This window comes from Pyruvatibacter sp. HU-CL02332 (assembly GCF_040362765.1).
In the GTDB taxonomy this organism is placed as follows: domain Bacteria; phylum Pseudomonadota; class Alphaproteobacteria; order CGMCC-115125; family CGMCC-115125; genus Pyruvatibacter.
The window spans coordinates 2,058,143-2,083,431 of sequence record NZ_BAABWK010000001.1 but is presented as its reverse complement, the minus strand read 5'-3'; the positions used below and the strand labels follow the sequence as shown (position 1 = coordinate 2,083,431).

Genomic DNA, 25,289 nt, shown 5'->3' with positions numbered 1-25,289 from the left:
GCCTAGACAAGCTGCACGTTACCCCGCATGACTGGGAAAACACAGCCAGTGGAGATCACAAACATGAAAGCTGCAGTCGTTGAGGCGTTTGGCCCACCAGAGGACCTCACATTCAAGGATATGCCTGATCCGGTGCCTGGTCCCCATGACGTGGTGGTGAATGTGACGGCGGCGGGCGTCGGCTTTGTGGACGGGCTGCTGGTTCAAGGGCTTTATCAGGTGAAGCCTCCCCTCCCCTATGTACCGGGCAACGAGTTTGCCGGTGTGGTGAGTGCGGTTGGTGACAAGGTTACACACCTTGCCGTTGGTCAGCGGGTAATGGGCACCGCGCCCGGCGCCTATGCGGACAAACTGGTGGCCCCGGCGATGGGGTGCATCCCCACACCGGATGGATTGAGTGACGAACTGGCTGCAGGGTTTGCCATCTCCTATGCCACGGCGATTTATGCGTGGCGTGATTGCGGCAAGGCGCAGGCGGGAGAGACCGCGCTGGTGCTGGGAGCGGCAGGCGGTGTGGGTCAGGCGGCGATCGCAGTTGCCAAGACCATGGGCCTGCGGGTCATCGCAGCGGCATCCACTGACGCCAAGCGCGAAGCTGCCATTGCGGCAGGTGCGGACGAAGCCGTGGACTATACGCAGGACAATTGGCGTAATGCGCTCAAAACCCTGACCAAGGAGACCGGGCTTGATCTTGTCTATGACCCGGTCGGCGGCACGTTGGCAGAAGCGGCCATGCGGTCTTTGTCGCCGGGCGGGCGGCATCTGGTGGTGGGTTTTGCGGCGGGTGACATTCCCAAGGTCGGGCTGAACATTCCCCTGCTCAAGCGCTGCTCGATCGTCGGCGCTGACTGGGGTGGTGAAGTGCGGGCGAATCCGGCAGTGGCCATGGAACAGTTCGGCACGCTGCTGGGATGGATCGGGGATGGGAAACTGACACCGGCACCGGTGATCACCCGTCCCATGGCAGACCTCCCACAGGCCCTGCGTGACCAGCTTGATCGCAAGCTGGTGGGCAAACTGGTGATGCTGAACGGATAATGAAAAGGCCGGGCATTGCTGCCCGGCCCTTCCCTGTTGCGTGTGCGGCGTGACCTATTTGAGGTCGAAGCGGTCCGCTTCCATAACCTTGGTCCAGGCAAGCACGAAGTCGACGATGAACTTTTCCTTCGCGTCGTCCTGGGCATAGACCTCGGCCAGCGCCCGCAGCTGCGAGTTGGAGCCAAAGACCAGGTCAACACGAGAGCCCGTCCACTTCACCGCATCGGTGGCACGGTCGCGGCCTTCGAAGACTTCTTCGTCCGCATCGACCGGCTTCCACGCGGTTGCCATGTCGAGGAGGTTGACGAAGAAGTCATTCGTCAGCGCACCCGGTGTGCTTGTGAACACCCCATGTTTGGAGCCATCCGCATTGGTGTCGAGCACGCGCATGCCGCCAACCAGCACCGTCATTTCGGGCGCGGACAATGTCAGCAACTGCGCCTTGTCCACCAGCAGCTCTTCCGCTGACACCGAGAACTTTGCCCGGGCATAGTTGCGGAAACCGTCTGCTGCAGGTTCAAGCACCGCAAAGGACTCAACGTCTGTCTGCTCCTGGCTCGCATCGGTGCGACCGGGATTGAACGGCACGTTGACCTCGTGACCGGCTGCCTTGGCAGCCTGCTCGATGCCGACGTTGCCGGCGAGCACGATGACGTCAGCGAGAGACACCTGCTTGCCGTCAGTCTGGGCGTCGTTGAACGCAGTCTGCACGGCTTCCAGCTTAGCCAGCACTGTGGCGAGCTCCGCAGGTTTGTTGACCGCCCAGTCCTTCTGCGGTGCGAGGCGAAGACGGGCACCATTGGCACCACCACGCATGTCGGAGCCGCGGAAGGTCGAGGCCGACGCCCAGGCCGTTGACACCAGCTGGGACACCGTGAGGCCGGTTGCTGCGATCTGGCTCTTCAGATGATCCGCATCTGCCACGGTGATGACCGGGTGCGTGGCTTCAGGGATCGGGTCCTGCCAGATCAGTTCTTCTGACGGGACTTCCGGACCGAGATAACGACCGGCCGGGCCCATGTCGCGGTGCAGGAGCTTGAACCAGGCGCGGGCGAACGCATCCTGAAACTCTGCCGGGTTTTCATGGAAGTGCCGGGAGATCTTTTCGTAGGCCGGGTCCATGCGCATGGCCATGTCCGCAGTGGACATGAAGATGGGAACCTTCTTCGATCCGTCAGCGGCGTCCGGGGCCATGTCCTCTTCCTGGAGGTCCTTGGGCGTCCACACGTGAGCACCGGCCGGGCTCTTGGTCAGTTCCCAGTCATACTTGAACAACACATCGAAGTAGCCGTTGTCCCACTGGACGGGGTTGGGCGTCCACGCACCTTCAAGGCCGGACGTAATGGTGTCGCCACCCTTGCCGCTCTTATAGGTGGAGAGCCAGCCAAAGCCCTGCGCCTCAATGGCACCGCCTTCGGGCTCGACACCCACATTGGCAGCGTCGCCAGCGCCATGCATTTTGCCAAAGGTGTGACCACCGGCCGTCAGGGCCACGGTTTCGTAATCGTTCATGGCCATGCGGGCGAAGGTTTCGCGGATATCGCGGGCAGAGGCCAGCGGGTCCGGTTTGCCGTCAGGGCCTTCCGGGTTCACATAGATGAGGCCCATCTGCACGGCGGCGAGCGGGTTTTCCAGCTCGGCTGCTGCACTGTCGGTGCTGTCGAGGTCACGACCACCGCCATAGCGGCTTTCAGGATTGTCGCTGCCGATCAGCCATTCGGTTTCACGACCCCAATAGGTGTCTTCTTCCGGCTCATAGACATCCACGCGGCCACCGCCGAAGCCAAAGGTCTTACCGCCCATGGATTCGATCGCAACATTTCCCGCGAGCACCAGAAGGTCGGCCCAGGAAATCTTGTTGCCGTATTTCTGCTTGATCGGCCACAGCAGGCGGCGGGCCTTGTCGAGGTTGCCGTTATCGGGCCAGGAGTTGAGGGGGGCAAAGCGCTGCATGCCGGTGCCTGCGCCGCCGCGACCATCACCGGTGCGGTAGGTGCCAGCCGCGTGCCAGGTCATGCGGATGAACAGGCCGCCGTAATTGCCGTAGTCAGCCGGCCACCAGTCCTGGCTGTCGGTCATCAAGGCGGTCAGGTCTTTTTTCAGCGCAGCAAAATCGAGCGACTTGAAGGCTTCTGCATAGTTGAAGTCCGGGTCCATGGGATCGGACTTGGCAGAGTTCTGGTGCAGGATTTTGAGATTGAGCTGGTTTGGCCACCAGTCACGGTTGGACCGTGTATTGGCTGCCGCGCCGCTGGCGCCGCCGTGAAAGGGGCAGCCGGATGCTTGTGCGTCACTCATGGGTCATCTCCTCCGAACATGTGGGCTCATCCTTGCGTGAGCCGATGACACAAATGTATCGACACTCAAAAATAAGCTCCAATCGTATTTACTGAGCCATTCGATCAGAATATCTTATGGATATGATCTCAACCAAACAGCTTTTGTATTTCGATGCGGTGGCGCGGCTGAAACATTTCGGGCGTGCGGCGGAAGACCGTGCGGTGACACAGCCTGCTCTGTCGATGCAGATACAGGAAATGGAACGCGAACTGGGTGTAGCGCTTGTGGAGCGTGGCCGGACGATACGGCTGACGGATGCGGGTGAGGAGATTGCGGTGCGGGCCGCGGGCATTCTGCAGCAGATTGAAGGCTTGTCTGACTTTGCGTCCCAGCGGCGCGGGATTTTGACCGGGCGGCTGCGGCTGGGGGTCATTCCGTCCATTGCACCTTATCTGCTGCCCACCGTTCTGCCGGAACTACAGGCGCGCTATCCCCATCTGGAACTGCGTATTCGCGAGACCCTGACCGAGTATCTGCTGGCACAGCTTGAAGATGGCACACTTGATGTGGCGTTGCTGGCGTTGCCGGTGGACGCGGTCGGCCTTGAGACGATTGCGCTGTTTGAGGACCGGTTTTTGCTGGCGACAGCGGCGGATGTGCCCGCCCCCAAGCGTAAACGCGCCCGCATTGACGCACTTGATGATGCGCCGCTGCTGTTGCTGGAAGAAGGGCATTGTCTGCGAGAGCAGGCTTTGAGCTTTTGTTCCCTTCGCAGCACGGACAATGCGGACTCCTTTGGGGCCTCCAGTCTGTCCACCCTTGTGCAGATGGTGGCCAGCGGCATGGGGCAGACGCTGCTGCCGGAAATGAGTGTGGGTCTTGAAGCTGCGCGCAATCAAGTGCGCGTCATGCGGTTTGAAAATCCTGAGCCGTCGCGCCTGGTGGGTCTGGCCTTTCGCAAGACGTCACCGCTCAAGGCTGACTTTGAGGCCCTTGGGCAGGTGATTGGGGATACCCAACCTGGCCCGGCAGCCATCTAGGTCGGCTGCTCGACCACCAGGAGGGTCTTTGCCATCTGGGTTGTGATGTCCACACAGCGCTTTTGCGACCAGCCGCAGGTTTTTGTCAGGTGCTCCCAATTCTGGATGGAGACCAGCATCCATAGAATGTCTGTGGCCTGTTTGACCGTGTGGTTGGGAGAGAGGGTTCCGTCCTTCTTCAGAGCCTTGATGGCAGCCTCGCAGCCATGGCGAATGGCCTGCTGGCGATCTTCCCAGGTGGCGGCGACGGCATCGTCCGTGTCTTTCATGGCTATGAGAGCGCGGGCATTGCCGTAGATCTTGGGGACGTAGTTGCTCCAAGCCTCGATAAAGAGTTCCAGCCGCTCAATGCCGGACGTAGCGGCCCGGCTGGGTGCCAGGACTTTATCCACATTATTGAGCTGATCGAGATAGCGCACTGTGGCGATCAGCAGATCTGCGCGGTTGGGAAAATGCAGGTAAAGCGCCTGCCGGCTGATGCCGGCGGCCTTGGCAACATCCGACATGCGGACGTCGCCTGGCGTGCCGTTTTCCAGCAGATCGCTGGCGGATTGCAGAATTTTGTGACGGGTATCTGATTGCTCACTTGACATGGTGTAAAGTACTGCCTACTTGTCACCGTGTCAACTTGACATGGTGTCAAGCACAACCGCAACAGGAGCCGGTGACATGAGCAATTCAGCGAAGAAAATATTCATCTGGGTGGCACACCCCAAAGCCAACACTTTGAACAGCGGCATTGCTGATGCCTATGCCGCAGGCGCTGCACGCCAGGGTGCGGAGATCCGCCGCATGGATCTGAGCGACATGGCGTTTGATCTCAATTTTGAGGGCTACGATGATCCCTATGCGGACGACACCAAGGCTGAGATCGGCTCAAGCGGGGCGCTTGAGCCGGACCTGTTGCAGTGGCAGGCCAATATGCGCTGGGCGGATCATGTGATGATCGTGCATCCCTATTGGTGGGGCGCGATGCCTACCAAGGCCAAGGCGGTGCTGGACCGTGCGCTGACACCGGGTTTTGCGTTCAAATATCACCAGCGCGGCGTCAAATGGGACAAGCTGCTGGAAGGCAAGACGGCAGACGCCATCATCACGTCCGACACACCGCCGCTGCTCGACACCCTGCTCTATCGCAGCCCCGGCCGCCGGGTCATCAAGAACCAGGTGCTGGATTTCTGCGGCATCAAGTCCAAGAACATCCTGCAGTGGGGCTCAGTGAAGCTCGCCAGCGACAAGAAGATCAGCCGCTGGATCGGCAAGGCCGAGAAGCTGGGGGCGTTGGCGGCCTAGAACGAAGAACCCGGCTCGGTATGCACCGGCCGGGTTCTTTTGTGTTTGTGATGTTCGCTGACCTTAGTCTGCGAATGCGTCTTCCCAGCTGCCGCGGGTCGAGGCCTTGGAATATTCCGTGGCGCGGTTTTCGAAGAAGTTGGTGTGCTCGATGCCGTTGAGCATTTCGTCCATCCAGGGCAGTGGGTTCTTCTCAATGCCGTAGATCGGTTGCAGGCGGATCTGGCTCAGGCGACGGTCGGCGATGTAGCGGATGTAGTCCTTTACGCCCTGGGCATCGAGGCCTTCGACGCCGCCCATTTCAAACGCCAGATCGATGAAGGCGTCTTCGTGGTGGATGATGGTTTCACACGCCTTGTAGACATCGCGCTGTGTCTGCTCATCCCAGCAGTCGGGGAACTCATCCACCCAGGTGCGGAACAGGCGCAGAATGGAGTTGCAGTGCAGGCTCTCATCGCGGGCCGACCAGGTGACGATCTGGCCCATGCCCTTCATCTTGTTGAAACGCGGGAAGTTCATCAGCACGGCGAAGGACGCAAACAGCTGCACACCCTCAGTGAAGCCACCGAACACTGCCAGCGTCTTGGCAACGTCTGACTTTGTCTCCGTGCCCCACTCCTGCATGAAGTCATACTTGTCCTTCATCTCGGCATATTTGAGGAAGGCTTCGTATTCGACTTCCGGCATGCCCAGCGTATCAAGCAGATGCGAGTAGGCGGCCACATGGATGGTTTCCATGTTGGAGAAGGCAGACAGCATCATCAGAACTTCGGTGGGTTTGAACACGCCCATGTAGTTCTTCATGTAGCAGTTGTTTACTTCCACATCGGCCTGCACGAAGAAGCGGAAAATCTGTGTCAGCAGATTGCGCTCCTTGTCGTCGAGCTTGTGATGCCAGTCCTTGACGTCCTCGGCCATGGGCACTTCTTCGGGCAGCCAGTGAATGCGCTGCTGGGTGAGCCATGCTTCATAGGCCCACGGATAACGGAAGGGCTTGTAGGTGAGGCGTTCGTCAAGAAGGGTCATGAGCTTGCGTTCCGAATGTGCGTGCGAGATGTGCGTGCGAGTCACTGGCGAATTGTTGTTAACATTTACATAGCGCGAACCGGCGCGCACGCCCACTATATTGTGTGTTGAGGAGGTGTTTTGTCACCACAAATAGTGTCTGATCACATCCAACCCGCAATAGGCGTACAGAAGCCGAAATACAAAAAGCCCGCGTCGTTCAAAAGAACGCGCGGGCTTTGTGTGTCTTGAAGGTGCGCGGGCCTACTGGCAGGCGAGGCACTCGTCGTAATCGTTGGATTCTGCCGGGTTGATGGCGACGGCTTGACCGTCGGCAGCAGCAGCAGCCAGCGGCAGATCGTCGAGCTGGCGAAGCGGCAACTGGGCGACTTCCACATTGGCTGCGACGAGCGGCGCTTCTTCTTTCTTTTCAGCCCGCTGGATCGACAGGGAGCGACAGTAGTAGAGCGACTTCACGCCCCGCTTCCAGGCCAGCATGTGAATCTGATGCAGGTCGCGCTTGTGCACGTCTGCGGGCAGGAACACGTTGACTGACTGAGACTGGTCGATGTGCTCTGAGCGGTCGCCGGCATGTTCAACAACCCAGCGCTGATCCAGTTCGAAGGCGGTCTTGAACACGTCCTTCTCGTCCTGGCTCAGGAAGGTGAGGTGCTGGACAGAGCCGCCATTGATGGTGATGGAAGACCAGGTGTCCGCGTCATCCATGCCTTTTTCTGCGAGCAGCATTTTCAGGTACTTGTTCCGTACACTGAAGGAGCCGGACAGAGTCTTGTGGGTATAGGCGTTGGCGGCAAACGGCTCGATGCCTGCCGAGGTCCCACCGCAGATGATGGAGATGGACGCGGTTGGCGCGACGGCTGTCTTGTTGGAGAAGCGCTCCATGATGCCGTAATCGGCAGCATCCGGGCACGGCCCGCGCTCTTTGGCCAGCTTCTGTGATGCTGCAGAGGCCTGCTCATCAATGTGCTGGAAAATCCGCTTGTTCCAGACCTTGGCCATCACGCTTTCGAACGGGATCATCTTGGACTGGAAGTAGGAGTGCAGACCCATGACGCCCAGACCAACGGAGCGTTCACGCTCGGCGGCATAGCGGGCGCGGGACATGGCGTCCGGTGCGCGGTCGATGAAGTCCTGCAGGACATTGTCGAGGAAGCGCATGATGTCTTCGATGAAGAGCTCTTCGCCCGACCATTCGTCATAGAGTTCTGCGTTGACCGAGGAGAGGCAGCACACAGCCGTGCGCTCTTCGCCCAGGTGATCAATGCCGGTTGGCAGGGTGATCTCAGAGCACAGGTTGGACATCTTCACGTTGAGGCCGGCGAGCTTGTGGTGCTCGGGCACGGCCTTGTTCACGTGGTCGCCGAACAGCATGTAAGGCTCGCCCGTTTCAATGCGGGCCATGAGCAGGCGAATCCACAGATCACGCGCACCGACAGAGCGCATGACGGCGCCGTCTTTGGGGCTGACCAGTGCCCACTCTTCGTCATTCTCAACAGCGCGCATGAACGCGTCAGAGATCACAACGCCGTGGTGCAGGTTGGGCGCCTTGCGGTTGGGGTCACCACCGGTGGGGCGGCGCAGCTCGATGAACTCTTCGATTTCCGGGTGGTTGATGTCGAGATAGACAGCAGCAGACCCACGACGCAGTGAGCCCTGAGAAATAGCGAGTGTCAGTGAATCCATCACGCGGATGAAGGGAATGATGCCGGATGTCTTGCCAACACCGCCCACTGTCTCACCGATGGAGCGCAGATTGCCCCAGTAGGAGCCAATGCCGCCGCCCTTGGAGGCGAGCCATACATTCTCGTTCCACAGGCCGACAATGCCGTCGAGGCTGTCATTTGCTTCGTTCAGGAAGCAGGAAATGGGCAGGCCGCGCTCAGTGCCGCCATTTGACAGCACGGGCGTTGAGGGCATGAACCACAATTTGGAGATGTAGTCATAGATGCGCTGGGCGTGGGCATCGTCGTCGCCATAGTAAGACGCGACGCGCGCAAACAGGTCCTGGAAGCTTTCTCCCGGCATCAAATACCGGTCCACGAGGGTCTCACGGCCAAAATCGGTCAGCAGGGCGTCGCGGGTGCGATCTACCTCTACCCGGCCGCGCTTCTCAAACTGAACTGCCTGCGTCTGAAACATGACTTCTTCTGCTCCCCCTCGATGGTACCCGGTCAAGGCCCGCATGCCTTGCAAAAAACCGTGTGCCTAAATTGGCAATTTTACCTGCGCCCTTGATCCAGCTGTTGCTTCTCACCAACCCGCTGGACGCCGGGCACACCTCTCCCGCACCGAGAAATACACCTCGGAAAACACGCCTAAACGTCTATGAAACGACCGTTCTGGCCGGACTGGCAGGCCCGAAAGAGAATTTCACTCTCCCGTGGTGCTTTGGACTCCCCTCTTGAAGTCCGCCGAACCGGCTGCCAACACGAGATATAGTATCTGCAGGCGATTTACCGTCAAGTGATTGTGTCAGTCTGTTAACGAAAAAAGGGCGAACAAACCCCATTGACAGGTTTGCAAATCAGCGCTCCGCCGCTTGGTTAATGGGATTGGGCGCAAAAACTTTTTTCCACCGTAAATGCAAATGGTTAACGGCGACCACGCCAACCACCATATTTAGACCCTCTGACACAACATGTAGTGGGTCGCACCCCTCAAACACCTCCACCTATGGGTGCAACAGGTTAATGCAAACACGTGCAAATCACTCATCAGGTCGGACTTATCCACAAGTCTATCCCCGTTAATGGGGGTGGGTTGGCGGCCCTGGGACCCCTATATGTGGGGGGCGCACACTATGACGTGGAAGCGGCACATTTCCGTGCCAAACTGATCATCTCGCATCCTGCCTCAAGCCTTTTCCGGAGCCCGCCAAAGCCGATGCCCGATACGTCTTCCACAGCCCTGCGCCGGGATAACTATCCAGAGATTGCTCCCTACCGAACCGGCCGCCTCAAGGTCTCCGACATCCACGAGATCTATTATGAGGAATGCGGCAATCCGGACGGCAAGCCGGCGCTGGTGCTGCATGGCGGCCCGGGGGGTGGCTCCAACCCAACCATGCGCCGCAGCCATGATCCCGATGCTTACCGCATCATCCTGTTTGATCAGCGCGGCTGTGGAAAATCGACGCCCTATGCTGATCTGCGTGAGAACACGACCTGGGACCTGGTCGCAGACATCGAAATGCTGCGCGAGGAACTGGGCATTGATGAATGGCAGGTCACCGGCGGCTCATGGGGGTCCGCCCTGGCGCTGGCCTATGCGGAAACCCACCCGGAGCGGGTGACGGAGATGGTGCTGCGCGGCATCTTCACCCTGCGCAAAGTCGAGCTGGACTGGTTTTATGCCGGGCGCGTTGGCGAAAACGGCACGGCGGCGCTCTATCCAGAAGCGTTTGAAAAATATGTGGTGCCGATTCCCGAAGCCGAACGTGGCGACATGATTTCCGCCTATTACAAGCGGCTGACCAGCGACGACGCAGCCGTGCGCCTTGAAGCCGCGCGGGCCTGGAGCACGTGGGAAGGCTCAACCCTCTCCCTGCTGCCCGACCCCGACCGCGAAGCGCGCTTTGGGGCGGATGATTTTGCGGAGGCCTTTGCCCGCATCGAGTGCCATTACTTTATCAATGACGGCTTTTTTGATGCGGACGGCCAGCTGATTGCCAATGCCCACAAGCTGCAGGGCATTCCCTGCGTCATGGTTCAGGGTCGTTACGACGTGGTAACCCCGGTCATGACAGCATGGGCGCTGAAACAGGCATGGCCGGATGCCGAGTTAAAGATCGTGCCCGACGCCGGCCATACAGCAACCGAGCCAGGCATCATTCACGAGTTCATTACGGCCACAGACAAATTCAGGTAGCCCACATCTTCAGAAGGTCGCCCACCCGGTGCGCGGCACCATTGACCAAGCGAGAGCAGTATCATGCGTCAGTTCTTCATAACCATCGCCGGTGTTTTGACCGCCCTGTTGATTGCGGTGTTCATTGTGCCGTTCATTCTGGTGGCCATGGTGGCGTCGTCCGTCACCCCGGAGCAGGAACCCCTGCCAGAGCGCAAGGTGGTGGTGATCGATCTGTCAGAGCAGATTTTTCAGCAGCCGGTGCAAAACTTCTTTGCCTTCGCAGACGGACATGAAGTCCTGACGCTGGCCAGCCTGCATGACGGGCTGAAGCAGGCGGCCGAGGATGAAACCGTGGAAGCGCTCTACATTCGCGGCGGCATGGGTTTTGTGGGCTCGACCACCGCCAATGAAATTCTTGAAGCCATGGCGCCGTTCAAGGCATCGGGCAAACCGGTTTATGGCTATACGCAGGACATCGCTCCTGAAGCGCTGGGCGACTACCAGGTGCTGGCACAGGCAGACACCGTGTGGATGCAGCCGACCGGCAGCTTCATGCCTGCTGGCCTGAGCGCGCGCCTGACCTATGCCCGCGACGCGCTGGACCAGATTGGTGTCACCGCGGAGAAAGTGGCGTTCAGTGAATACAAGGGTGCAATGGACACCTTTACGGATACGCAGATGAGCGAGCCCCAGCGCGAAGCCAATCAGCGGCTGGTAGATGTCATCTATTCCAGCATGGCGGACAGCATTACAGCTGGCCGCGACATGAGCGTGGCTGACCTTGATGCGGCGCTGGCTGTTGCGCCGTTTGGTGCGGTTGCGGCTGTTGAAGCAAAGCTCATCGACAAGCTGGCCTATGAACGCGAAGTAGCTGACCTCGTGCTGGCTGCCGCTGGTGACGACGCCGACTTCGTGTCGCTGGCGAGCTATGCGGCTGCGGAAGCCACATCAAGTGAAGGCGACGTGATTGCTGTTGTGTATGGCCAGGGGGCCATCGTGTCCGGCGAATCTCCGCCCATGGGGCCTTTTGGTGGTGAGCCGATGATCGGGTCAGACACCATGGCCACTGCCATTCTGGATGCGGCAGACGACGAAGAAGTGAAAGCCATTGTGGTGCGGATTGATTCACCGGGTGGATCAGCCTCAGCCTCAGACCAGGTGTGGGACGCGATCCGCGCTGTGCAGGCCCGGGACATTCCCGTCATCGCCTCCATGGGCTCCGTGGCCGCATCCGGTGGCTATTACATTCCGGCGGGGGCAGACGTCATTGTGGCGCACCCGACCACGGTCACAGGCTCCATCGGTGTCATCGGCGCCAAATTCTCCGTAGGCGGATTGTTTGAAAAGATCGGCGTCAATGTGGATGCGGTCTCGACAAATGACAATGCGGACATCTGGGCGATGGATACGCGTTTCAGTGATCCACAGCGCGCGCGGTTCACTGCGTGGCTTGGCACGGCCTATGAAGACTTCAAGGACCGTGTAGCCGGTGGGCGCAATCTGTCTGCCGCTGAAACCGAAGAGATTGCCCGTGGCCGTGTCTGGGCTGGTATAGACGCCATGGACAAGGGTCTGGTGGACAAGCTGGGCGGGTTCAGCACAACGATTGAAGCCGCCCGCGAAGTGGTGGGCATCGAGGAAGGCGCGCCCGTTCAGCTGCGTACCTTCCCCAAACCACGGACCTTCCAGGAAGAACTGTTCGGCTTTGCGCTCAATGCAGAAGCTGTGGCCAAAACGCTGGTGACGATGTCAGCGATTGCGGACCACCCTGAAGTCAGCGCGCTGGTGAAGGAACTGGCGACGGACAGCAATCGCGGTCTGGATGCACGTGCGCGTGTGCCCGAGATGCGGTAAGTGCGATTGCAGGATTGAAGGCTTCACGTCTCCTATCAAACTACCGCATCCCCGGACTTGATCCGGGGTCCACTCTCGGTGGCTGTGCAGTTGATCGGTTGCGAGTAGGCCCCGGATCAGGTCCGGGGCTACGGAAAAAATTTCAGGAATCTATCCCCGGTCCTTTGAGCGGCCTCATACTGGGTGCGCCTCGTGCTTGAGGGCATCCCGGACCGTCCGGGCTTGGGCATGGGGGCGGATGGCCTTGTGGGGTGCTTGCGGGTAACGAACGCAAACGACCACAAGGCGGCGAAGGCTCGGCCCGGCGCGTAGAGTAAGATCGCCCCGGTGGACGTGCATGCGGACGCGACACATGGCCAGACCGGTGTCGGAATGCATGTGTGACCGGTAGCAGGGCTGCGGTGGAACACTGTGAGGTAACGCCTTGCCCCATCGCTTGTGCAAAAGCCGAAGACCATTCGTAACGGGAGCGCTGCTTACGAGCGGCACTCGAACGATTTTTTGATCACAACGGCCGGGCTGCCACGGCGGTGCTCCCGTTCTCCCTCCCTATTGAGGGGATAAACCTGGTCTACCTCTGCAGCCATTGGCGTGTGGGGCTTTTGGCACTGGTCAAAGGGCAAGCCCCGAGTCACCATCGGTCTGAAAAAGCATATGAAAACCAGATCCAACCGGAGGAAACAGGATGCGTAATTCAAATCGGCAGTGGGTGTTGCGGCAGCGACCGGAAGGCGACATTTCGGATGGTGATCTGGAATTGGTTGATGCGCCCAAGCCCGAGGCGGGCGACGGCGAAATCCTGATCCGGACGATTTATCTGTCGCTCGACCCTACAAACCGCATCTGGATGAGCGACATGGACCAGTACATGCCGCCGGTGGAGATTGGCGATGTGATGCGCGGCGGCACGCTGGGGGTTGTTGAGCAGTCCAACCTCGACGGGTTTGACGTGGGCGACATCGTGGTGCCGGGCCTGGGCGGCTGGCAGGACTACACGGTGTCCGACGGCACGGGGGTCTCCAAGATTCCGGCAGGTCTGGGCATTCCGCTGGACGCCTTCATGAGTGTGCTCGGGGCGACCGGGATGACGGCCTATTTCGGGCTGCTGGAAATCGGTCAGCCGAAGGCCGGTGAAACAGTTGTGGTGTCTGCGGCAGCGGGCGCTGTTGGTTCCACTGTGGGGCAGATCGCCAAGATCAAGGGCTGCCGTGTGGTGGGCATCGCCGGGTCGGATGAAAAATGCAAATGGGTTGTGGATGATCTGGGGTTTGATGCCTGCATCAACTACAAAAAGGAAAACGTGCTCGAGGCCCTGCGGCGCGAGTGCCCCAACGGCATTGACGTGAACTTTGAGAATGTCGGGGGCGAAATCCTTGATGCCGTCCTTACCCTGATCAACGACAATGCGCGCATTCCGCTGTGTGGACTGATCTCGACCTACAATGCGGAAGGCGACGTGCCGGGGCCCTACATGTTCCGCAATATCCTGATGAAGCGTGCCCGGGTTGAAGGGTTCATCATCATTGATTTTCTGGAGCGCTTTGCGGAAGGCCAGGCTGAAATGGGCCAGTGGCTGGCAGAGGGTAAGCTCAAATATCGCACGGACATCGTGGATGGGCTGGAGACCGCGCCCAAGGCGCTTGATCGGCTGTTTACCGGGGAAAATATCGGCAAGTTGCTGGTTCGGGTATCCGATGAACCGGCGGCCTGATCAGCTGGTCCCGGCCCTCGCTCTGGCCTTTACGGGTTAACGTGGTTTTTACTGGGATGGATGCACGCTGCAGTTGAACAAGTTCAACTCCATTGCGGCGGGAGCCATCCCATGACCACTCCACTTGGTTTCGAAGACGTCGTGAAGCTTGAGCGCGATAACTCGCCGCTCAATCGCGAATCCGCTGTGACCAAAATCGGCCAGCTCATGGCCGAGGGAAAACTGCAGGGCGTTGAAGCTACCATTGCCGAAGACGTGGTGGTTCGCATGGCAGAAGACGCAGACACGCTCGTGCGCTCTGCGCTTGCCCGTCAGATTTCCCTTTATCCGCTCTTGCCCACTGGCATGGCCGAACGCATGGCCCGGGATGTGGCTGAGGTCAGCGTGCCGGTTCTGCAGCATTGGCCGGATTTGTCTGACGAGCTGCTGATTTCCGTGATCGCGGAAGAGGTGGAAGACAAGCAGGTGGCGATTGCCCAGCGTCCGACCGTGTCCGAGCAGGTGTCCGGTGCCCTGATTGATACGGGCAACTCGAATGTTGTGAGCGTGCTGCTTGAGAATGAAGGGGCGCGCATCACAGCCGACGCCCTGCAGCGCGCGCTGTCTGACCATCAGGACCATGAACGTATTCCGGTCCTTGTTGCCAAGCGCCCGGACCTGAGCGCTGAAACCTGCCTGCATTGTGTGTCGCTAGTGGTGGCGGATCAGCTTGAATCAGATGTGGCGAACGAGATGCGGCGCTTCCTGGTTCAGCAGGAACAGCTGCCCGCTGAAATGGCGTCAGAGCTTGTGGCTCATGCGCGCGAACAGGCGGTTGCCGAAATGACTGCCGGTGAAATTGACGATGAGAAGGTCGAAGAATTTGTGGGCGTGCTGCATCGCACCGGACGGCTGACGCCGACCATGCTTCTGCGCTCCTTGTGCTCCGGAGACCTGCGGTTTGTGGAAATGGCGTTTGCCCGCCTGGCGAAGACCACGCAGGATCATGTCCGAGCGGCCATGGAGCCGGGCAATGGGGACGTCTTCAAATCCATTTTTGACAGCACGCGGCTGCCAAAGAGCCTGCGTCCTGCCTTCGGTGCCGCTCTGGCGGCCGCGGCCAAGGAACGTGCGCGGGCCGGTGATGACAAGATGGAACCGCAGCGCTATGTGCCGGCGGTCATCTCAAGCATTGTTGGCGCTTATGGCACGGTGGCGCCGGCAGAGCTGGAGCATGTGATGGCGGAACTTTCACGCGAACTCAAACGCGAAAAAGAAGAAGCGCTGGATTCACGCGCCAAGATGCGCGTCTAGTCATCCACCCACAGGCGCAACAGGTTTGTGCGTACCTTGGCCACCCGGTCGAGGATCGGACGGTCGTCCGGGCGGTCTCTCAAGTCCTGCATCACGCAATCAAGGTCATAGAGCATCTCGCGGGCACCCGGATCACGCACGTAAGAGCGCACCCAACCGACCACCGCCAGCCGCTCACCCCTGGTGACTTCCGCCACATGATGCAGCGCGCCGGTTGAATACAGAACCATGTGGCCCTTTGGCGGCTTGATGATGCGCTCACCATCGCCCTGCTCGATCACAAGCTCCCCGCCTTCATAGGTGTCGGGCTCCGAGAGGAACAATGTGAACGACATGTCTGACCGGGCATTGTTGAGGAGCGCGTTGTCCACATGGGTGCCGTAGGTCATGCCGGGCTTGTAGCGGCTGACCAGAAAACCGGCGAGACGCTTGGGCCACGCCAGGGCCTTGAACTTGTCGGATCGGGCAAGGGCCTGACCCACAACCTTGGCGACCTCCTGCACGATCGCGCCGTCGGACTCCTCATTGTGTTTGACGGATTCAGCCTGCCAGCCAGCGCCGGCGGCTCCCTCGTGGAAGCCGCCGTGCTTGACCGTGGTTATGACCTTGGCGAGTTCCTCGCGCGTCAGAATGTCATCGAACTCATAAATCATCGGATGTGTATCCCCGCACTCTCACGCGCCGTTAGACTTTGCCGCTAGTAGTTGACGCGATCGGTGATGGCACCGTCCACGATCATGTTGATGCCGGTGGTGAAGGAGGATTTGGGACTGGCGAGGAACGCAGTTGCATTCGCAATGTCCTGCGGGGTCGCCATGCGGCCCATGGGGTTGCGGGCCATGGTGGCTTTGAACATGTCGGGCATGTTTTCCTCGATCATGTGCCAGACGCCACCTTCGAAATACACGGTGCCGGGAGACACGACATTGGCGCGCACGTGTTCACCGGCCAGTTCCTTGGCCAGACCCTTGACGAGGTGCACCATGGCGCCCTTCACGGCGCCATAGGCTGAGGCGTCAGTGGCTGACACGGACGAGACCGACCCAATGGCGATGATGGCGGCATCGCCATTTGCGGCAGCGGATTTTTTCAACTCGGGCAGCGCTGCTTCAACGGAGCGCACGGCGCCCATGATGTCGATGTCAAAGCCACTCTTCCAGGCGGCTTCGGTGTTGCCGATGGCCAGGGCAGAGGCGTTGGAGACCAGCACATCAATACCGCCGAGCTCTTTGGCGGCATTGGCGATGAAGCCCTTCAGGCTGTCGGCGTCGGAGATGTCTGCGACATCACCCCAGACCTTGGTGCCATGGGCCGCTGACATGTCCTTTACGGCGTCAGCGATCTGGTCCGCGTTGCGGGCGCAGATGGCGACGTCGCAGCCCTCTGCTGCCAGGGTTTCGGCGATGGCGCGGCCGATGCCCCGCGTGCCGCCGGTAACGATGGCCTTTTTGCCTTTGAGACCCAGATCCATGGTGAAGCTCCCTGCTGTTCTTTTGATGAGTTGGTTTCTGTTCGGTAAGCATCCTAGAATGGCCGGTGAAAACAACAAGCGCAGAAACACACAAGCACTGATACACAGCGGAGACACTCACATGGACATTTCCCTCAGCCCCGCGGACGAAACCTTTCGCCAGGAGGTGCGTGCCTTTCTGGATGCGGAACTCAGCGATGAGCTGCGGGAGGCGGGCCGTCTGACCAGTGGCATCTTCACCGACAAGAAATGGAACATGCTCTGGCACAAGAAGCTCTATGCCAAAGGCTGGGTGGCGCCGAGCTGGCCCAAGGAATATGGCGGCACGGGCTGGACCGTGACGCAGCGGCATATCTTTTCGTCTGAGTGCGCGCGTGCGGGAGCCCCGACCCTGTCACCGCTGGGGCTGCAAATGTGTGGGCCCATGCTGATCGGCCACGGCTCGCAGGAGCAGAAAGATTTTTATCTGCCGCGCATGCTGTCCGGCGAGGACTACTGGTGCCAGGGATATTCCGAACCCGGATCAGGCTCTGATCTTGCCTCGCTCAAGTGCAAGGCTGAGAGCGACGGCGATGATTATGTGATCAACGGCACGAAAATCTGGACGACCCATGCCCATGATGCGAACCGGATGTTCTGCCTGGTGCGGACGGACAGCTCAGGCAAGCCGCAGACGGGCATTACCTTTGTGCTGATTGATATGGATACGCCGGGCATCACGGTTGACCCCATCATCACGCTTGCGGGTGACCACGAGTTCAATCAGGTGTTCTTCGACAATGTACGCGTGCCAAAGGCCAATCGCGTGGGCGCTGAAGATGATGGGTGGACGGTCGCCAAATATCTTCTGGAATTTGAACGCGGTGGCTCCTACGCGCCTCGCCTGCGGGTGGGCGTCGAACGGCTCAAGTCGCTTGCGGCCAATCAGTCCAATGGCGATGGGGGCAGCGTTGCCGAGGATGATGCCTTTGCGAGCAAGCTGACGGCCTTTGAAGTGGCGCTGGACGCGCAGGAGATGACGGAAAACCGCATCATGGCGGCCATGTCCAATGGCCAGAACCCGGGACCAGCGTCCTCCATGCTGAAGGTGGCAGGCACTGAGCTGCGCCAGGAGCTTGACCTGCTGGCGGTTGAGGCGATTGGCAATCTGGCCTTGCCGGACCAGATGCAGGCGCGTCAGCCTGGATCAAATGTCGAACCGGTGGGCAGTGCAGATGTGATGACCAAGGTCCCGGCCATGCTCAACAACCGCGCCGGCACAATCTATGGCGGGTCGAGCGAAGTTCAGCGCGGCATCATGGCGAAGATGGTTCTGGGGCTTTGAGGCCCGTCAGATGGGCCCTCCGGTCAAGCCGGAGGGAAAGCGAGAATCAGGTGACCTCATTCCGCTAAACCGCTCTCCCTTCGGCTTGACCGAAGGGTCTATCGGAGGTGGCGTTAGCCCCGCAGCCGCGCCAGCACGCCGGGGAGCCGGAATACGATCCATGCGGCGGTGATGACATTGCCGAGGATCACGACGCTGGCGCCCCACGCGATGCCGGTCGTCCTGTTGGGTTCCAGCAGGATGATGATGCCGGCAACCAGCACAAACCCAAGATAGAGGTCCGCGAGGGTCACGACGCCCCACGGCTCGGCAAGCATGATCTCCATCAAGGGGACCACCGACCTGCCGTCTGCAAAGCCCCAGATGATGGAGCCTGCGAAGGCAAGGCCGAGAATGGCGGAAATGATGCGGAACCCAGTCATCTAGTCTTTCGCTTTGTTGTAGGCGCGCTGCTGGCCACCGCCCATGGCGTAGGGGTGCGAGCCGGAGAGGCCGCCATCCACAGGGAATGCCTGGCCGTTGACGTAGGATGCTTCATCGCTGGCAAGGAACAGCGCCATGTTTGAAATCTCTTCGGGGCGTCCGGCACGTTTCAAAGGGTTGATCTGACCGATACGGTCTTCAGAGCCTTTGCCGCGGGCCATATCAAAAATTGGTTTGGTCATGCCGGTCTCGATGAGGCCGGGGCAGATGGCATTGATACGCACGCCCGTGCCTGCCAGATCATAAGCCACCGTCTGCACCAGCGAGATGACGCCCGCCTTGGACGCAGAGTACGGATTGCCCCCGGCATTGGCGCGTATCCCCGCTACTGACGCGGTACATATAATGGAGCCCGCGTGCTGGTCGATCATGTAGGGGCTGGCGTGCTTCACATAGAGGAACGGGCCGATGAGATTGATCCGCAGAATGTCTTCCCAGTAGTCGGGCGTCTGCTCATGCAGGGGCACATAGCCACCGGAGATGCCGGCATTGGCGAACACAATGTCGATACCGCCATTGGCATCCACAAAACCGCGGACCGAATTGGACACGTAGTCCTCGCTGGACACGTCACCGACTTCCGCCGTCATGCGCTCTCGTCCGACCACAGTTTCAGCGACTGCATCCGCGTTGAGGTCAACGGCGAGGACAGTTGCGCCTTCTTCTGCAAAGCGGCGAGAGGCGGCGCGGCCAATGCCTGACCCGGCTCCGGTGACGATGGCGCGTTTTCCTGTGAGGCGTCCCATGTTTCGCATTCCTTGTATTTGTCGAGTGTCGGTGAATTTCTATTGCTTTGGATATTCCACAATCGTCAGCGTATTGCCACCGGGATCCGTGAAATGAGCCATCTTGCCGCCCCAGTCCGCGGTGTGAGGGGCATCGGTGAACTCAACGCCCTTGCCCCGCAGCTCCTGATAGGCGGCGTCCATATCGGCCACTTCAAGGGATACACCGGTAAATCGCGCGGTGAGGTCTGGGTCACCGCCCACCGGCTCAAGGATCAGCATGATGCCTGCATCAAGCACCGCAAACCCGTCGTCATTGACGACGGCGCGCACGGGCAGGCCCAGCAGATCTCGGTAGAAGGGCAAAGATGCCGCCACATCCGGAACGAATATGCGACAGGCACTGATTTTGAGGTCACTCATGAGCTGTCTCCAAACGCTGTGAGTGGCGCAAATGTCCGCTCAGGTTTTGCGCGTAATGAGCAGGGTTGTTGTCTGGGAGAACACGGTCTCGCCCGCCTGATTGACAAGCGTGTGGCGGTTTTTGACGACGCCGCGGTCAGGCTTGGACGACGATGGGCGTTTTTCGATGCACTCGATGGTGAGCGAGAGAACGTCATCAAGGCAGGCCGCCTTGTGAAAACGCACTTCGTCATACCCCAGGGCGCCGATGACGGCCGTTTCGTGGGGCAGTGCCTGTGCAAGTTTCAGAACTACGGCCTGAACATGGGTGCCGCAAGCCGTCAGTGTTCCGTAAACGGACTTTTTTGCCGCAGCATCATCTACGTGAAACGGCTGCGGGTCCCACTTGGTTGCAAACGAGACAATTTCGTCGCGCGTCATCTCATAGGTTTCAGAGATGGGCCATTGCTCGCCCAGTTCAAAATCATCGAAAAATCGTATGTCGGTCATGGACTGGGGTATGCCTCCACAAATCGAATGATCTCGGCAGCCAGTTGGTCGGGCGCTTCGATATGTACGTCGTGACCAATACCGTCAATAGATACAAACTTACCGTTGGTGCGCTCAGACAGGGCACGAGCCGCTGCGTTTGGGATCGACGCGTCCTCAGATCCGCTTACATGAAGCACGGGCGCCTTGATCTCTTCGTAGACGCCATAGAGCAAACGCAGTCCGTCGATGGTGTATTGGCGGCGGATGTAGGTCAGCAACGCGGCGCGCGTGCCCTTGATGTCATAGGCAACCTCCAAACGCTCTCGGTGCGCGTCGGAGAAAGTATCGCCGAAGATATCCGTACTCCCCATGACGATTTCTCCAGCGCCTGGGATCAGCGGCACGATTTGTGCCGGATCAAGCGCCATTCCGGTTCCGACCGTCACCACATGGGACACGCGCTCGGAGTGATCCGCCGCGACGCGCGAGACGATGACGCCGCCGACCGAATGTCCGACAAGGATAACCTGGGCGATCCCGAGAGCATCCAGCAAGTCAATAACCTGTTGCGTCCACAGGACGTGACCATAGCTCAGGCCATGGTTCCGGTCAGAGAGGCCGTGTCCGTAATAGTCCATGGCGATGACACGGTGGGTCGCGGACAGCCGATCCGCCAAGCCTTCCTGCCAGTCCGCGACTGATCGCCCAGTGCCGTGGATCAGCAGGACAACTGGTCCCACACCTTGGTCGAGGACGTGAACCCGGCCCGATCGCGTTTCAACGAAGCGGGTGTAGGGGCCGAGCGGGGCTTCAGCCCGCTGCGTCGTCTCTCGGGCCGCCATCATATAGCGACCGACCAGAAAGGCTGTGGTCAGAGCGACAAAGATGCAGACAAGGGCAATCAGGAAAATGCGCATGGCTATGAACATACCAAATAAAAAGGCCCGGCATTGCTGCCGGGCCTTTCAACTGTAGCAAGGTCTGCTCGAAATTACATTTCGAACAGGCCGGCAGCACCCATGCCGCCACCGATGCACATGGTCACAACGCCGAGCTTAGAGCCACGACGCTTGCCTTCGATCATCAGGTGGCCGGTGCAACGTGCGCCGGTCATGCCGAAGGGGTGACCGATGGAGATGGAACCGCCATTGACGTTGTACTTGTCGTTGTCGATTTCCAGCTTGTCACGGCTGTAGAGGCACTGGGACGCAAATGCTTCATTGAGTTCCCAAAGGTCGATGTCGTCTTTCTTGACGCCAGCCTTGTCGAGGAGCTTGGGCACAGCGAAAACGGGACCAATGCCCATTTCGTCTGGCTCACAACCAGCAACCTGGAAGCCGCGGAAGGCACCCATGATGTCGAGGCCACGACGTTCAGCTTCCTTGCGTTCCATCATGACGACCATGGAGGCGCCATCGGAAAGCTGTGAGGCGTTACCGGCTGTGATGTAGTTGCCTTCACCACGGACAGGCGGCAGGCCATTCAGGCCTTCAAGGGTTGTCTGCGGACGGTTGCACTCGTCCTTGTCGACGACGTAGTCAACAATCGACTCTTCCTTGGTTTCGCGATTGACGACTTTCATCTTCGTGTTCATTGGCACGATTTCGTCGTCGAACTTGCCAGCCTGCTGAGCGGCTGCTGTGCGCTGCTGCGACTGGAGAGAATACTCGTCCTGCGCTTCGCGGCTCACATTGTAGCGGTCTGCCACGATGTCAGCAGTTTCGATCATCGGCATCCAAAGAGCAGGGTAGCTCTCCATCAGCTTTTCTTCGGTGATGTTGTTGAGGTTCATTGCGCCGGACATCTGCACCAGCGAAATTGATTCAACGCCACCGGCAGCAACCACGTCCACACCGTCATTGACGATACGGCCAGCGGCCAGGGCGATGGTCTGCAGACCTGAAGAGCAGAAACGGTTGACGGTCACACCGGATGTGGTGACCGGGCAGCCGGCCCAGATGGCAGCAAGACGGCCGACGTTCTGGCCTGTTGCGCCTTCAGGCGTGCCGCAACCCATGATGACGTCGTCGACTTCACCGGGCTCGATGTTGGCGCGCTCGATGGCGTGCTTGAGGGCGTGGCCACCCATGGCTGCGCCGTGGGTCATGTTGAAGCCACCACGACCGGACTTTGCAAGACCGGTACGGGCAGTGGAAACGATGACTGCTTCTCTCATGCTGTCACTCCTTGTTGGAATTTGTGCCGGCCCCTTGATTATCGGGTCTTGGGTGCTGTTCCGCGCGAAAAGTCTGCGCAGAGTGGCAGGGCCACACTGGAATTGGTTTGGCAGCGGGTACGAAATTGAAACCCGCAAGTCGGCGCGAACCATAAGGGGTTCAGGGCCGGGCCGGAAGAGTTAATTCGGGCATGCCCGGTCACATTCAATAACCCATTGGAATCAGCGCATTAGCAGATTGCCCCTGCGTCATTGCCGCATTTGAGCCATGAAATGACCAATCGTTCACCTTGGAGAGATCATGCAGCTGCCGGATTCAGGCCCGAGACTCATCACCATCGAAAGTGCCTGATGGAAGGTCCAAGACACTCTGTTTGCGGCACATCCAACACGACAAAATGGGAGGCTGTGTCATGCGCCGTCAGATTGGAATTATGAGCCTTATTGGTCTGGGTGCTTTCACGCTCGGCGGCATGGCCGCTTTTGCCAGCGGGACTGATACGACACACGCGGTACCTGCTGCAGAAGAGATGGCCATCGTCACCTCTGCTGTGACCATCACCGCTGCTGCCCCGAGCAATGAAGACCGCGCAGACCTTATGGGCATGATGTCTGAAAGTCAGACCGCGCCCTTTGGCTATTCCTATGTGGTCTATTTCCCGGCTGGGACCACAGACCTGACTGATCCGGCGCAGGTGGCGGTTGCTGCCATCGCTGAAGAGGTCACGGATCTGGAACTGAGCCGCGTTACGCTCAGCATAGAAGACGGGCCTTACGCCCGCACTCAGGTGGTTCGCGATGCGCTCATTGATATGGGTGTCCCGGCGCGCTGGATCGGTGAAGCGGAGCCCACCGCTGATGAGATCGGCCCCATCAGCATGGCGCCGCTCAACATCTAGACTGGCCGTTTGATTCAGGCCCGAAGCATCCGACCTCGTATCGGCATGTTAGCGGCGCTGCCATTTCTCGCCCATGACATGGACAACCACGTCCCGGTCGTGGGCGCGGGTGCGATGTTCAAATACATAGATGCCCTGCCATGTCCCCAGCGCCATACGGCCTGCGCTGATGGGTATGCTCAGTGACGTTGCTGTAAGGGCTGACTTGATGTGCGCTGGCATATCGTCCGGCCCTTCGGTCGCGTGCTGATAGGTGTCAGTGAAAGGCGCGATGCGCTCGAAGAAGTTTTTCAGATCCACCAATACATCCGAGTCCGCGTTTTCCTGAATGGTCAGGGAGGCAGAGGTATGGCGGATGAATAGTGTGGCCAGCCCATTTGTGATGGCCGACTGAGAAACCACCGCTTCGACCTTTGACGTGATGTCGAAAAGGCCAGAGCCGGGTGTACGAACGGCGAGTGTCTGGGCGTGCTGGTGCATGCCCCCTTTTAACCCAGCCACTGCAGGGCTACATAGAGCGCGAAATCATTTATCCCCGCACTCCCGCAGGCACCCATACTCATGACATCTTCACTCGAGAGTCCTCAGCCAAAAGGTTTTGAGGCCTATGTTGGCCCGGTCACACGCGTCAGCGGTACGGACGACGCCTTTACGTTGAGCTTCACCATCGACCAACAGCACCTGAACGGGGCCGACATGCTGCACGGCGGCATGATGATGTCGTTTGCCTCCATTGTTCTGGCCGGTGCCGCGCGGGAAGCGGCCGACGGGGCTGTGGAAGCCTTGTCAGTCAATTGCGATTTCACAGGCCCGGGCAAGTTGGGCGACAAGGTCACTGCCACGGCACTCATCACGCGCCGGACGCGCAGTGTTGTCTTTTTGTCGTGTGATGTGCAGGCGCAAGCCGAGGGCGAAGACGCGCCTCGCATGCTCATGGCAGCGACCGGCGTCTATAAGGTGGTGCGCCATGACTGAAGCACGCGACGCTCTTAAGGGCGACAATGAACGCCCTGCCCTGCCCTGTCCGCGCCCGGATCAGGATCTCGATGGGTTCAAGCCCATGGAGCTGCGTGATCCGTTCGAGGCCTTTGTTGGTCCGCTCTACAGCGAAGTGGCGGAGAATGACGGCATCGTGCGCAAAGAAGCCTTTGTTGTAGATGACCGCCATGTGGATGCAGATGGCAAGTTGCACCCGGGCATGGTGATGACATTCGCGGATGCCATTGTTGGCGGCACCGCATGGAATGCCACCAAGCGCCGCCCCTGTGTGACCCTCAGCATGCAGACGAGTTTTACCGGCACGGCCAAGGAAGGCGACCTTGTGGTGGGACACACACGCCTGACCCGCAAGACACGGGCGGTTGTTTTCTGCGCTGCAGACTTTTTTGTGGGCGACGAATTGATCTGCCAGTCCACCAGCCTGTGGAAGGTGCTCGGCGAGCACTGACGCTTGGGCCCGAACCAGCCATTACCCATGAGGTAATTGTCTGCCCCCCTTCCACTGGTAGGGTATCTCAACAACCGCGTCGCAGTTCAAAACGAGGGGCGCGGGATGAGGATTGGGGGACAAGATGACAGCTTTCCGGCTCTTTCTGATCGGCTTCTGGCTGGTCCTGGCGGCCTACACATTGGTCGTGGTCATCAATCACGGCATGGGCCTGTTTCAGATTTTTTTTGGCGACATGGCGCAAATGACCTGGCCGGGCCAGTTCAATCTCGATTTCTTCGGCTTCCTGCTGCTGTCCGGTCTGTGGATGGCGTGGCGTCATCACTTCTCGTCAGGTGGCCTTGCACTTGGTGTGTTGGGCGTGCTCGGCGGGATGGGCGTTTTGCCGCTCTACCTGCTGTGGGCCCTCAACGACGCCGAGGGGGATATGAGAATTGTCATGCTCGGCCGCCAGCGTGCCACTGCCAGCTAGCTTTCAAACAAATA

25 protein-coding genes are annotated in these 25,289 nt (G+C 59.5%); 12 read left to right on the top strand and 13 right to left on the bottom strand.

Annotation, left to right across the window (positions count from 1 at the left end; genetic code table 11):
• Positions 1-63 precede the first annotated feature (63 nt).
• Complete coding sequence (locus ABXH05_RS09895) at positions 64-1,038, top strand: NADPH:quinone oxidoreductase family protein (protein WP_353560855.1); 975 nt, start codon at positions 64-66, stop codon at positions 1,036-1,038.
• 54 nt (positions 1,039-1,092) lie between these two features.
• On the opposite strand, the gene katG is transcribed toward ABXH05_RS09895, so the two are convergent.
• Entirely contained in the window at positions 1,093-3,336 is a 2,244-nt protein-coding gene (katG, locus tag ABXH05_RS09890; protein WP_353560854.1) for a catalase/peroxidase HPI, read from the bottom strand.
• 116 nt (positions 3,337-3,452) lie between these two features.
• On the opposite strand from katG, the gene ABXH05_RS09885 reads away from it, so the two are divergent.
• The gene (locus ABXH05_RS09885; RefSeq protein WP_353560853.1) at positions 3,453-4,358 is read left to right on the top strand and encodes a LysR substrate-binding domain-containing protein; all 906 of its coding nucleotides are present in this window, start codon (positions 3,453-3,455) and stop codon (positions 4,356-4,358) included.
• Here ABXH05_RS09885 and ABXH05_RS09880 read toward each other — a convergent pair.
• On the bottom strand, positions 4,355-4,951 hold the full coding sequence (locus tag ABXH05_RS09880; RefSeq protein WP_353560852.1) for a TetR/AcrR family transcriptional regulator: 597 nt from the start codon (positions 4,949-4,951) through the stop codon (positions 4,355-4,357). The two genes, ABXH05_RS09885 and ABXH05_RS09880, sit on opposite strands and share 4 nt — an antisense overlap.
• Before the next feature lie 76 nt (positions 4,952-5,027).
• Between ABXH05_RS09880 and ABXH05_RS09875 the strand changes: the two genes are divergently transcribed.
• A complete protein-coding gene (locus ABXH05_RS09875; RefSeq protein WP_353560851.1) occupies positions 5,028-5,651 on the top strand; it encodes an NAD(P)H-dependent oxidoreductase in 624 nt (207 codons plus the stop codon).
• A 63-nt stretch (positions 5,652-5,714) separates the two neighbouring features.
• On the opposite strand, the gene ABXH05_RS09870 is transcribed toward ABXH05_RS09875, so the two are convergent.
• Entirely contained in the window at positions 5,715-6,677 is a 963-nt protein-coding gene (locus ABXH05_RS09870; protein WP_043948323.1) for a ribonucleotide-diphosphate reductase subunit beta, read from the bottom strand.
• A 243-nt stretch (positions 6,678-6,920) separates the two neighbouring features.
• Positions 6,921-8,816, bottom strand: coding sequence for a ribonucleoside-diphosphate reductase subunit alpha (locus ABXH05_RS09865; protein WP_348137234.1), 1,896 nt, complete (start codon positions 8,814-8,816; stop codon positions 6,921-6,923).
• Between the two features lie 744 nt (positions 8,817-9,560).
• Here ABXH05_RS09865 and pip point away from each other — a divergent pair.
• The 4 genes from pip (at position 9,561) to ABXH05_RS09845 (ending at position 15,384) form a co-directional block, all read left to right on the top strand.
• Complete coding sequence (pip, locus tag ABXH05_RS09860; RefSeq protein WP_353560850.1) at positions 9,561-10,544, top strand: prolyl aminopeptidase; 984 nt, start codon at positions 9,561-9,563, stop codon at positions 10,542-10,544.
• Between the two features lie 63 nt (positions 10,545-10,607).
• Complete coding sequence (sppA, locus tag ABXH05_RS09855) at positions 10,608-12,380, top strand: signal peptide peptidase SppA (protein WP_353560849.1); 1,773 nt, start codon at positions 10,608-10,610, stop codon at positions 12,378-12,380.
• A 685-nt stretch (positions 12,381-13,065) separates the two neighbouring features.
• Positions 13,066-14,091 (top strand): NADP-dependent oxidoreductase, encoded by a 1,026-nt coding sequence (locus tag ABXH05_RS09850; protein WP_043948316.1) that lies wholly within the window; start codon positions 13,066-13,068, stop codon positions 14,089-14,091.
• Between the two features lie 111 nt (positions 14,092-14,202).
• On the top strand, positions 14,203-15,384 hold the full coding sequence (locus ABXH05_RS09845) for a DUF2336 domain-containing protein (RefSeq protein ID WP_353560848.1): 1,182 nt from the start codon (positions 14,203-14,205) through the stop codon (positions 15,382-15,384).
• Here ABXH05_RS09845 and ABXH05_RS09840 read toward each other — a convergent pair.
• Together ABXH05_RS09840 and ABXH05_RS09835 are read right to left on the bottom strand one after the other, a co-directional pair.
• A complete protein-coding gene (locus ABXH05_RS09840; protein WP_353560847.1) occupies positions 15,381-16,037 on the bottom strand; it encodes a Fe2+-dependent dioxygenase in 657 nt (218 codons plus the stop codon). The two genes, ABXH05_RS09845 and ABXH05_RS09840, sit on opposite strands and share 4 nt — an antisense overlap.
• 44 nt (positions 16,038-16,081) lie before the next feature.
• Positions 16,082-16,855, bottom strand: a complete 774-nt coding sequence (locus ABXH05_RS09835; protein WP_353560846.1) for an SDR family NAD(P)-dependent oxidoreductase — start codon at positions 16,853-16,855, stop codon at positions 16,082-16,084.
• 121 nt (positions 16,856-16,976) lie between these two features.
• Here ABXH05_RS09835 and ABXH05_RS09830 point away from each other — a divergent pair, with 121 nt between their 5' ends.
• Positions 16,977-18,179: an acyl-CoA dehydrogenase family protein gene (locus ABXH05_RS09830; protein WP_348137220.1), complete on the top strand. Its 1,203-nt coding sequence runs from the start codon at positions 16,977-16,979 to the stop codon at positions 18,177-18,179.
• A 113-nt stretch (positions 18,180-18,292) separates the two neighbouring features.
• Here the strand turns inward: ABXH05_RS09830 and ABXH05_RS09825 are convergent, their stop codons facing one another.
• The 6 genes from ABXH05_RS09825 to ABXH05_RS09800 form a co-directional block, all read right to left on the bottom strand.
• On the bottom strand, positions 18,293-18,601 hold the full coding sequence (locus tag ABXH05_RS09825) for a DUF1475 family protein (protein ID WP_353560845.1): 309 nt from the start codon (positions 18,599-18,601) through the stop codon (positions 18,293-18,295).
• The gene (locus ABXH05_RS09820) at positions 18,602-19,408 is read right to left on the bottom strand and encodes an SDR family NAD(P)-dependent oxidoreductase (RefSeq protein ID WP_353560844.1); all 807 of its coding nucleotides are present in this window, start codon (positions 19,406-19,408) and stop codon (positions 18,602-18,604) included. It lies immediately after the preceding gene.
• Between the two features lie 39 nt (positions 19,409-19,447).
• Entirely contained in the window at positions 19,448-19,810 is a 363-nt protein-coding gene (locus ABXH05_RS09815; RefSeq protein WP_353560843.1) for a VOC family protein, read from the bottom strand.
• Between the two features lie 39 nt (positions 19,811-19,849).
• A complete protein-coding gene (locus tag ABXH05_RS09810) occupies positions 19,850-20,299 on the bottom strand; it encodes a MaoC/PaaZ C-terminal domain-containing protein (protein WP_353560842.1) in 450 nt (149 codons plus the stop codon).
• Positions 20,296-21,198, bottom strand: coding sequence for an alpha/beta fold hydrolase (locus ABXH05_RS09805; protein ID WP_353560841.1), 903 nt, complete (start codon positions 21,196-21,198; stop codon positions 20,296-20,298). The genes ABXH05_RS09810 and ABXH05_RS09805 overlap by 4 nt, the downstream gene beginning before the upstream one ends.
• 74 nt (positions 21,199-21,272) lie before the next feature.
• Positions 21,273-22,457 carry an acetyl-CoA C-acyltransferase gene (locus ABXH05_RS09800; RefSeq protein ID WP_353560840.1) on the bottom strand — a complete coding sequence of 395 codons (1,185 nt, stop codon included), beginning with the start codon at positions 22,455-22,457 and terminating at the stop codon, positions 21,273-21,275.
• A gap of 413 nt (positions 22,458-22,870) precedes the next feature.
• On the opposite strand from ABXH05_RS09800, the gene ABXH05_RS09795 reads away from it, so the two are divergent.
• Positions 22,871-23,356, top strand: a complete 486-nt coding sequence (locus ABXH05_RS09795) for an OmpA family protein (protein ID WP_353560839.1) — start codon at positions 22,871-22,873, stop codon at positions 23,354-23,356.
• Positions 23,357-23,404: 48 nt separating this feature from the next.
• Here ABXH05_RS09795 and ABXH05_RS09790 read toward each other — a convergent pair whose 3' ends face one another.
• Positions 23,405-23,836 carry a secondary thiamine-phosphate synthase enzyme YjbQ gene (locus ABXH05_RS09790; RefSeq protein ID WP_353560838.1) on the bottom strand — a complete coding sequence of 144 codons (432 nt, stop codon included), beginning with the start codon at positions 23,834-23,836 and terminating at the stop codon, positions 23,405-23,407.
• Between the two features lie 81 nt (positions 23,837-23,917).
• Between ABXH05_RS09790 and ABXH05_RS09785 the strand changes: the two genes are divergently transcribed.
• The 3 genes from ABXH05_RS09785 to ABXH05_RS09775 all read left to right on the top strand — a co-directional run bounded on the left by ABXH05_RS09785 (position 23,918) and on the right by ABXH05_RS09775 (position 25,275).
• On the top strand, positions 23,918-24,331 hold the full coding sequence (locus ABXH05_RS09785) for a PaaI family thioesterase (RefSeq protein ID WP_353560837.1): 414 nt from the start codon (positions 23,918-23,920) through the stop codon (positions 24,329-24,331).
• Positions 24,324-24,803, top strand: a complete 480-nt coding sequence (locus ABXH05_RS09780; protein WP_348137196.1) for a PaaI family thioesterase — start codon at positions 24,324-24,326, stop codon at positions 24,801-24,803. The genes ABXH05_RS09785 and ABXH05_RS09780 overlap by 8 nt, the downstream gene beginning before the upstream one ends.
• 124 nt (positions 24,804-24,927) lie before the next feature.
• Positions 24,928-25,275 carry a hypothetical protein gene (locus ABXH05_RS09775; RefSeq protein WP_353560836.1) on the top strand — a complete coding sequence of 116 codons (348 nt, stop codon included), beginning with the start codon at positions 24,928-24,930 and terminating at the stop codon, positions 25,273-25,275.
• Positions 25,276-25,289 lie beyond the last annotated feature (14 nt).

Excerpts from the sequence above, each read along its gene's own strand:
- ABXH05_RS09895 (WP_353560855.1), top strand. The coding sequence starts at position 64 with ATGAAAGCTGCAGTCGTTGAGGCGTTTGGCCCACCAGAGGACCTCACA.
- katG (WP_353560854.1), bottom strand. The coding sequence starts at position 3,336 with ATGAGTGACGCACAAGCATCCGGCTGCCCCTTTCACGGCGGCGCCAGC.
- ABXH05_RS09885 (WP_353560853.1), top strand. The coding sequence starts at position 3,453 with ATGGATATGATCTCAACCAAACAGCTTTTGTATTTCGATGCGGTGGCG.
- ABXH05_RS09880 (WP_353560852.1), bottom strand. The coding sequence starts at position 4,951 with ATGTCAAGTGAGCAATCAGATACCCGTCACAAAATTCTGCAATCCGCC.
- ABXH05_RS09875 (WP_353560851.1), top strand. The coding sequence starts at position 5,028 with ATGAGCAATTCAGCGAAGAAAATATTCATCTGGGTGGCACACCCCAAA.
- ABXH05_RS09870 (WP_043948323.1), bottom strand. The coding sequence starts at position 6,677 with ATGACCCTTCTTGACGAACGCCTCACCTACAAGCCCTTCCGTTATCCG.
- ABXH05_RS09865 (WP_348137234.1), bottom strand. The coding sequence starts at position 8,816 with ATGTTTCAGACGCAGGCAGTTCAGTTTGAGAAGCGCGGCCGGGTAGAG.
- pip (WP_353560850.1), top strand. The coding sequence starts at position 9,561 with ATGCCCGATACGTCTTCCACAGCCCTGCGCCGGGATAACTATCCAGAG.
- sppA (WP_353560849.1), top strand. The coding sequence starts at position 10,608 with ATGCGTCAGTTCTTCATAACCATCGCCGGTGTTTTGACCGCCCTGTTG.
- ABXH05_RS09850 (WP_043948316.1), top strand. The coding sequence starts at position 13,066 with ATGCGTAATTCAAATCGGCAGTGGGTGTTGCGGCAGCGACCGGAAGGC.
- ABXH05_RS09845 (WP_353560848.1), top strand. The coding sequence starts at position 14,203 with ATGACCACTCCACTTGGTTTCGAAGACGTCGTGAAGCTTGAGCGCGAT.
- ABXH05_RS09840 (WP_353560847.1), bottom strand. The coding sequence starts at position 16,037 with ATGATTTATGAGTTCGATGACATTCTGACGCGCGAGGAACTCGCCAAG.
- ABXH05_RS09835 (WP_353560846.1), bottom strand. The coding sequence starts at position 16,855 with ATGGATCTGGGTCTCAAAGGCAAAAAGGCCATCGTTACCGGCGGCACG.
- ABXH05_RS09830 (WP_348137220.1), top strand. The coding sequence starts at position 16,977 with ATGGACATTTCCCTCAGCCCCGCGGACGAAACCTTTCGCCAGGAGGTG.
- ABXH05_RS09825 (WP_353560845.1), bottom strand. The coding sequence starts at position 18,601 with ATGACTGGGTTCCGCATCATTTCCGCCATTCTCGGCCTTGCCTTCGCA.
- ABXH05_RS09820 (WP_353560844.1), bottom strand. The coding sequence starts at position 19,408 with ATGGGACGCCTCACAGGAAAACGCGCCATCGTCACCGGAGCCGGGTCA.
- ABXH05_RS09815 (WP_353560843.1), bottom strand. The coding sequence starts at position 19,810 with ATGAGTGACCTCAAAATCAGTGCCTGTCGCATATTCGTTCCGGATGTG.
- ABXH05_RS09810 (WP_353560842.1), bottom strand. The coding sequence starts at position 20,299 with ATGACCGACATACGATTTTTCGATGATTTTGAACTGGGCGAGCAATGG.
- ABXH05_RS09805 (WP_353560841.1), bottom strand. The coding sequence starts at position 21,198 with ATGCGCATTTTCCTGATTGCCCTTGTCTGCATCTTTGTCGCTCTGACC.
- ABXH05_RS09800 (WP_353560840.1), bottom strand. The coding sequence starts at position 22,457 with ATGAGAGAAGCAGTCATCGTTTCCACTGCCCGTACCGGTCTTGCAAAG.
- ABXH05_RS09795 (WP_353560839.1), top strand. The coding sequence starts at position 22,871 with ATGCGCCGTCAGATTGGAATTATGAGCCTTATTGGTCTGGGTGCTTTC.
- ABXH05_RS09790 (WP_353560838.1), bottom strand. The coding sequence starts at position 23,836 with ATGCACCAGCACGCCCAGACACTCGCCGTTCGTACACCCGGCTCTGGC.
- ABXH05_RS09785 (WP_353560837.1), top strand. The coding sequence starts at position 23,918 with ATGACATCTTCACTCGAGAGTCCTCAGCCAAAAGGTTTTGAGGCCTAT.
- ABXH05_RS09780 (WP_348137196.1), top strand. The coding sequence starts at position 24,324 with ATGACTGAAGCACGCGACGCTCTTAAGGGCGACAATGAACGCCCTGCC.
- ABXH05_RS09775 (WP_353560836.1), top strand. The coding sequence starts at position 24,928 with ATGACAGCTTTCCGGCTCTTTCTGATCGGCTTCTGGCTGGTCCTGGCG.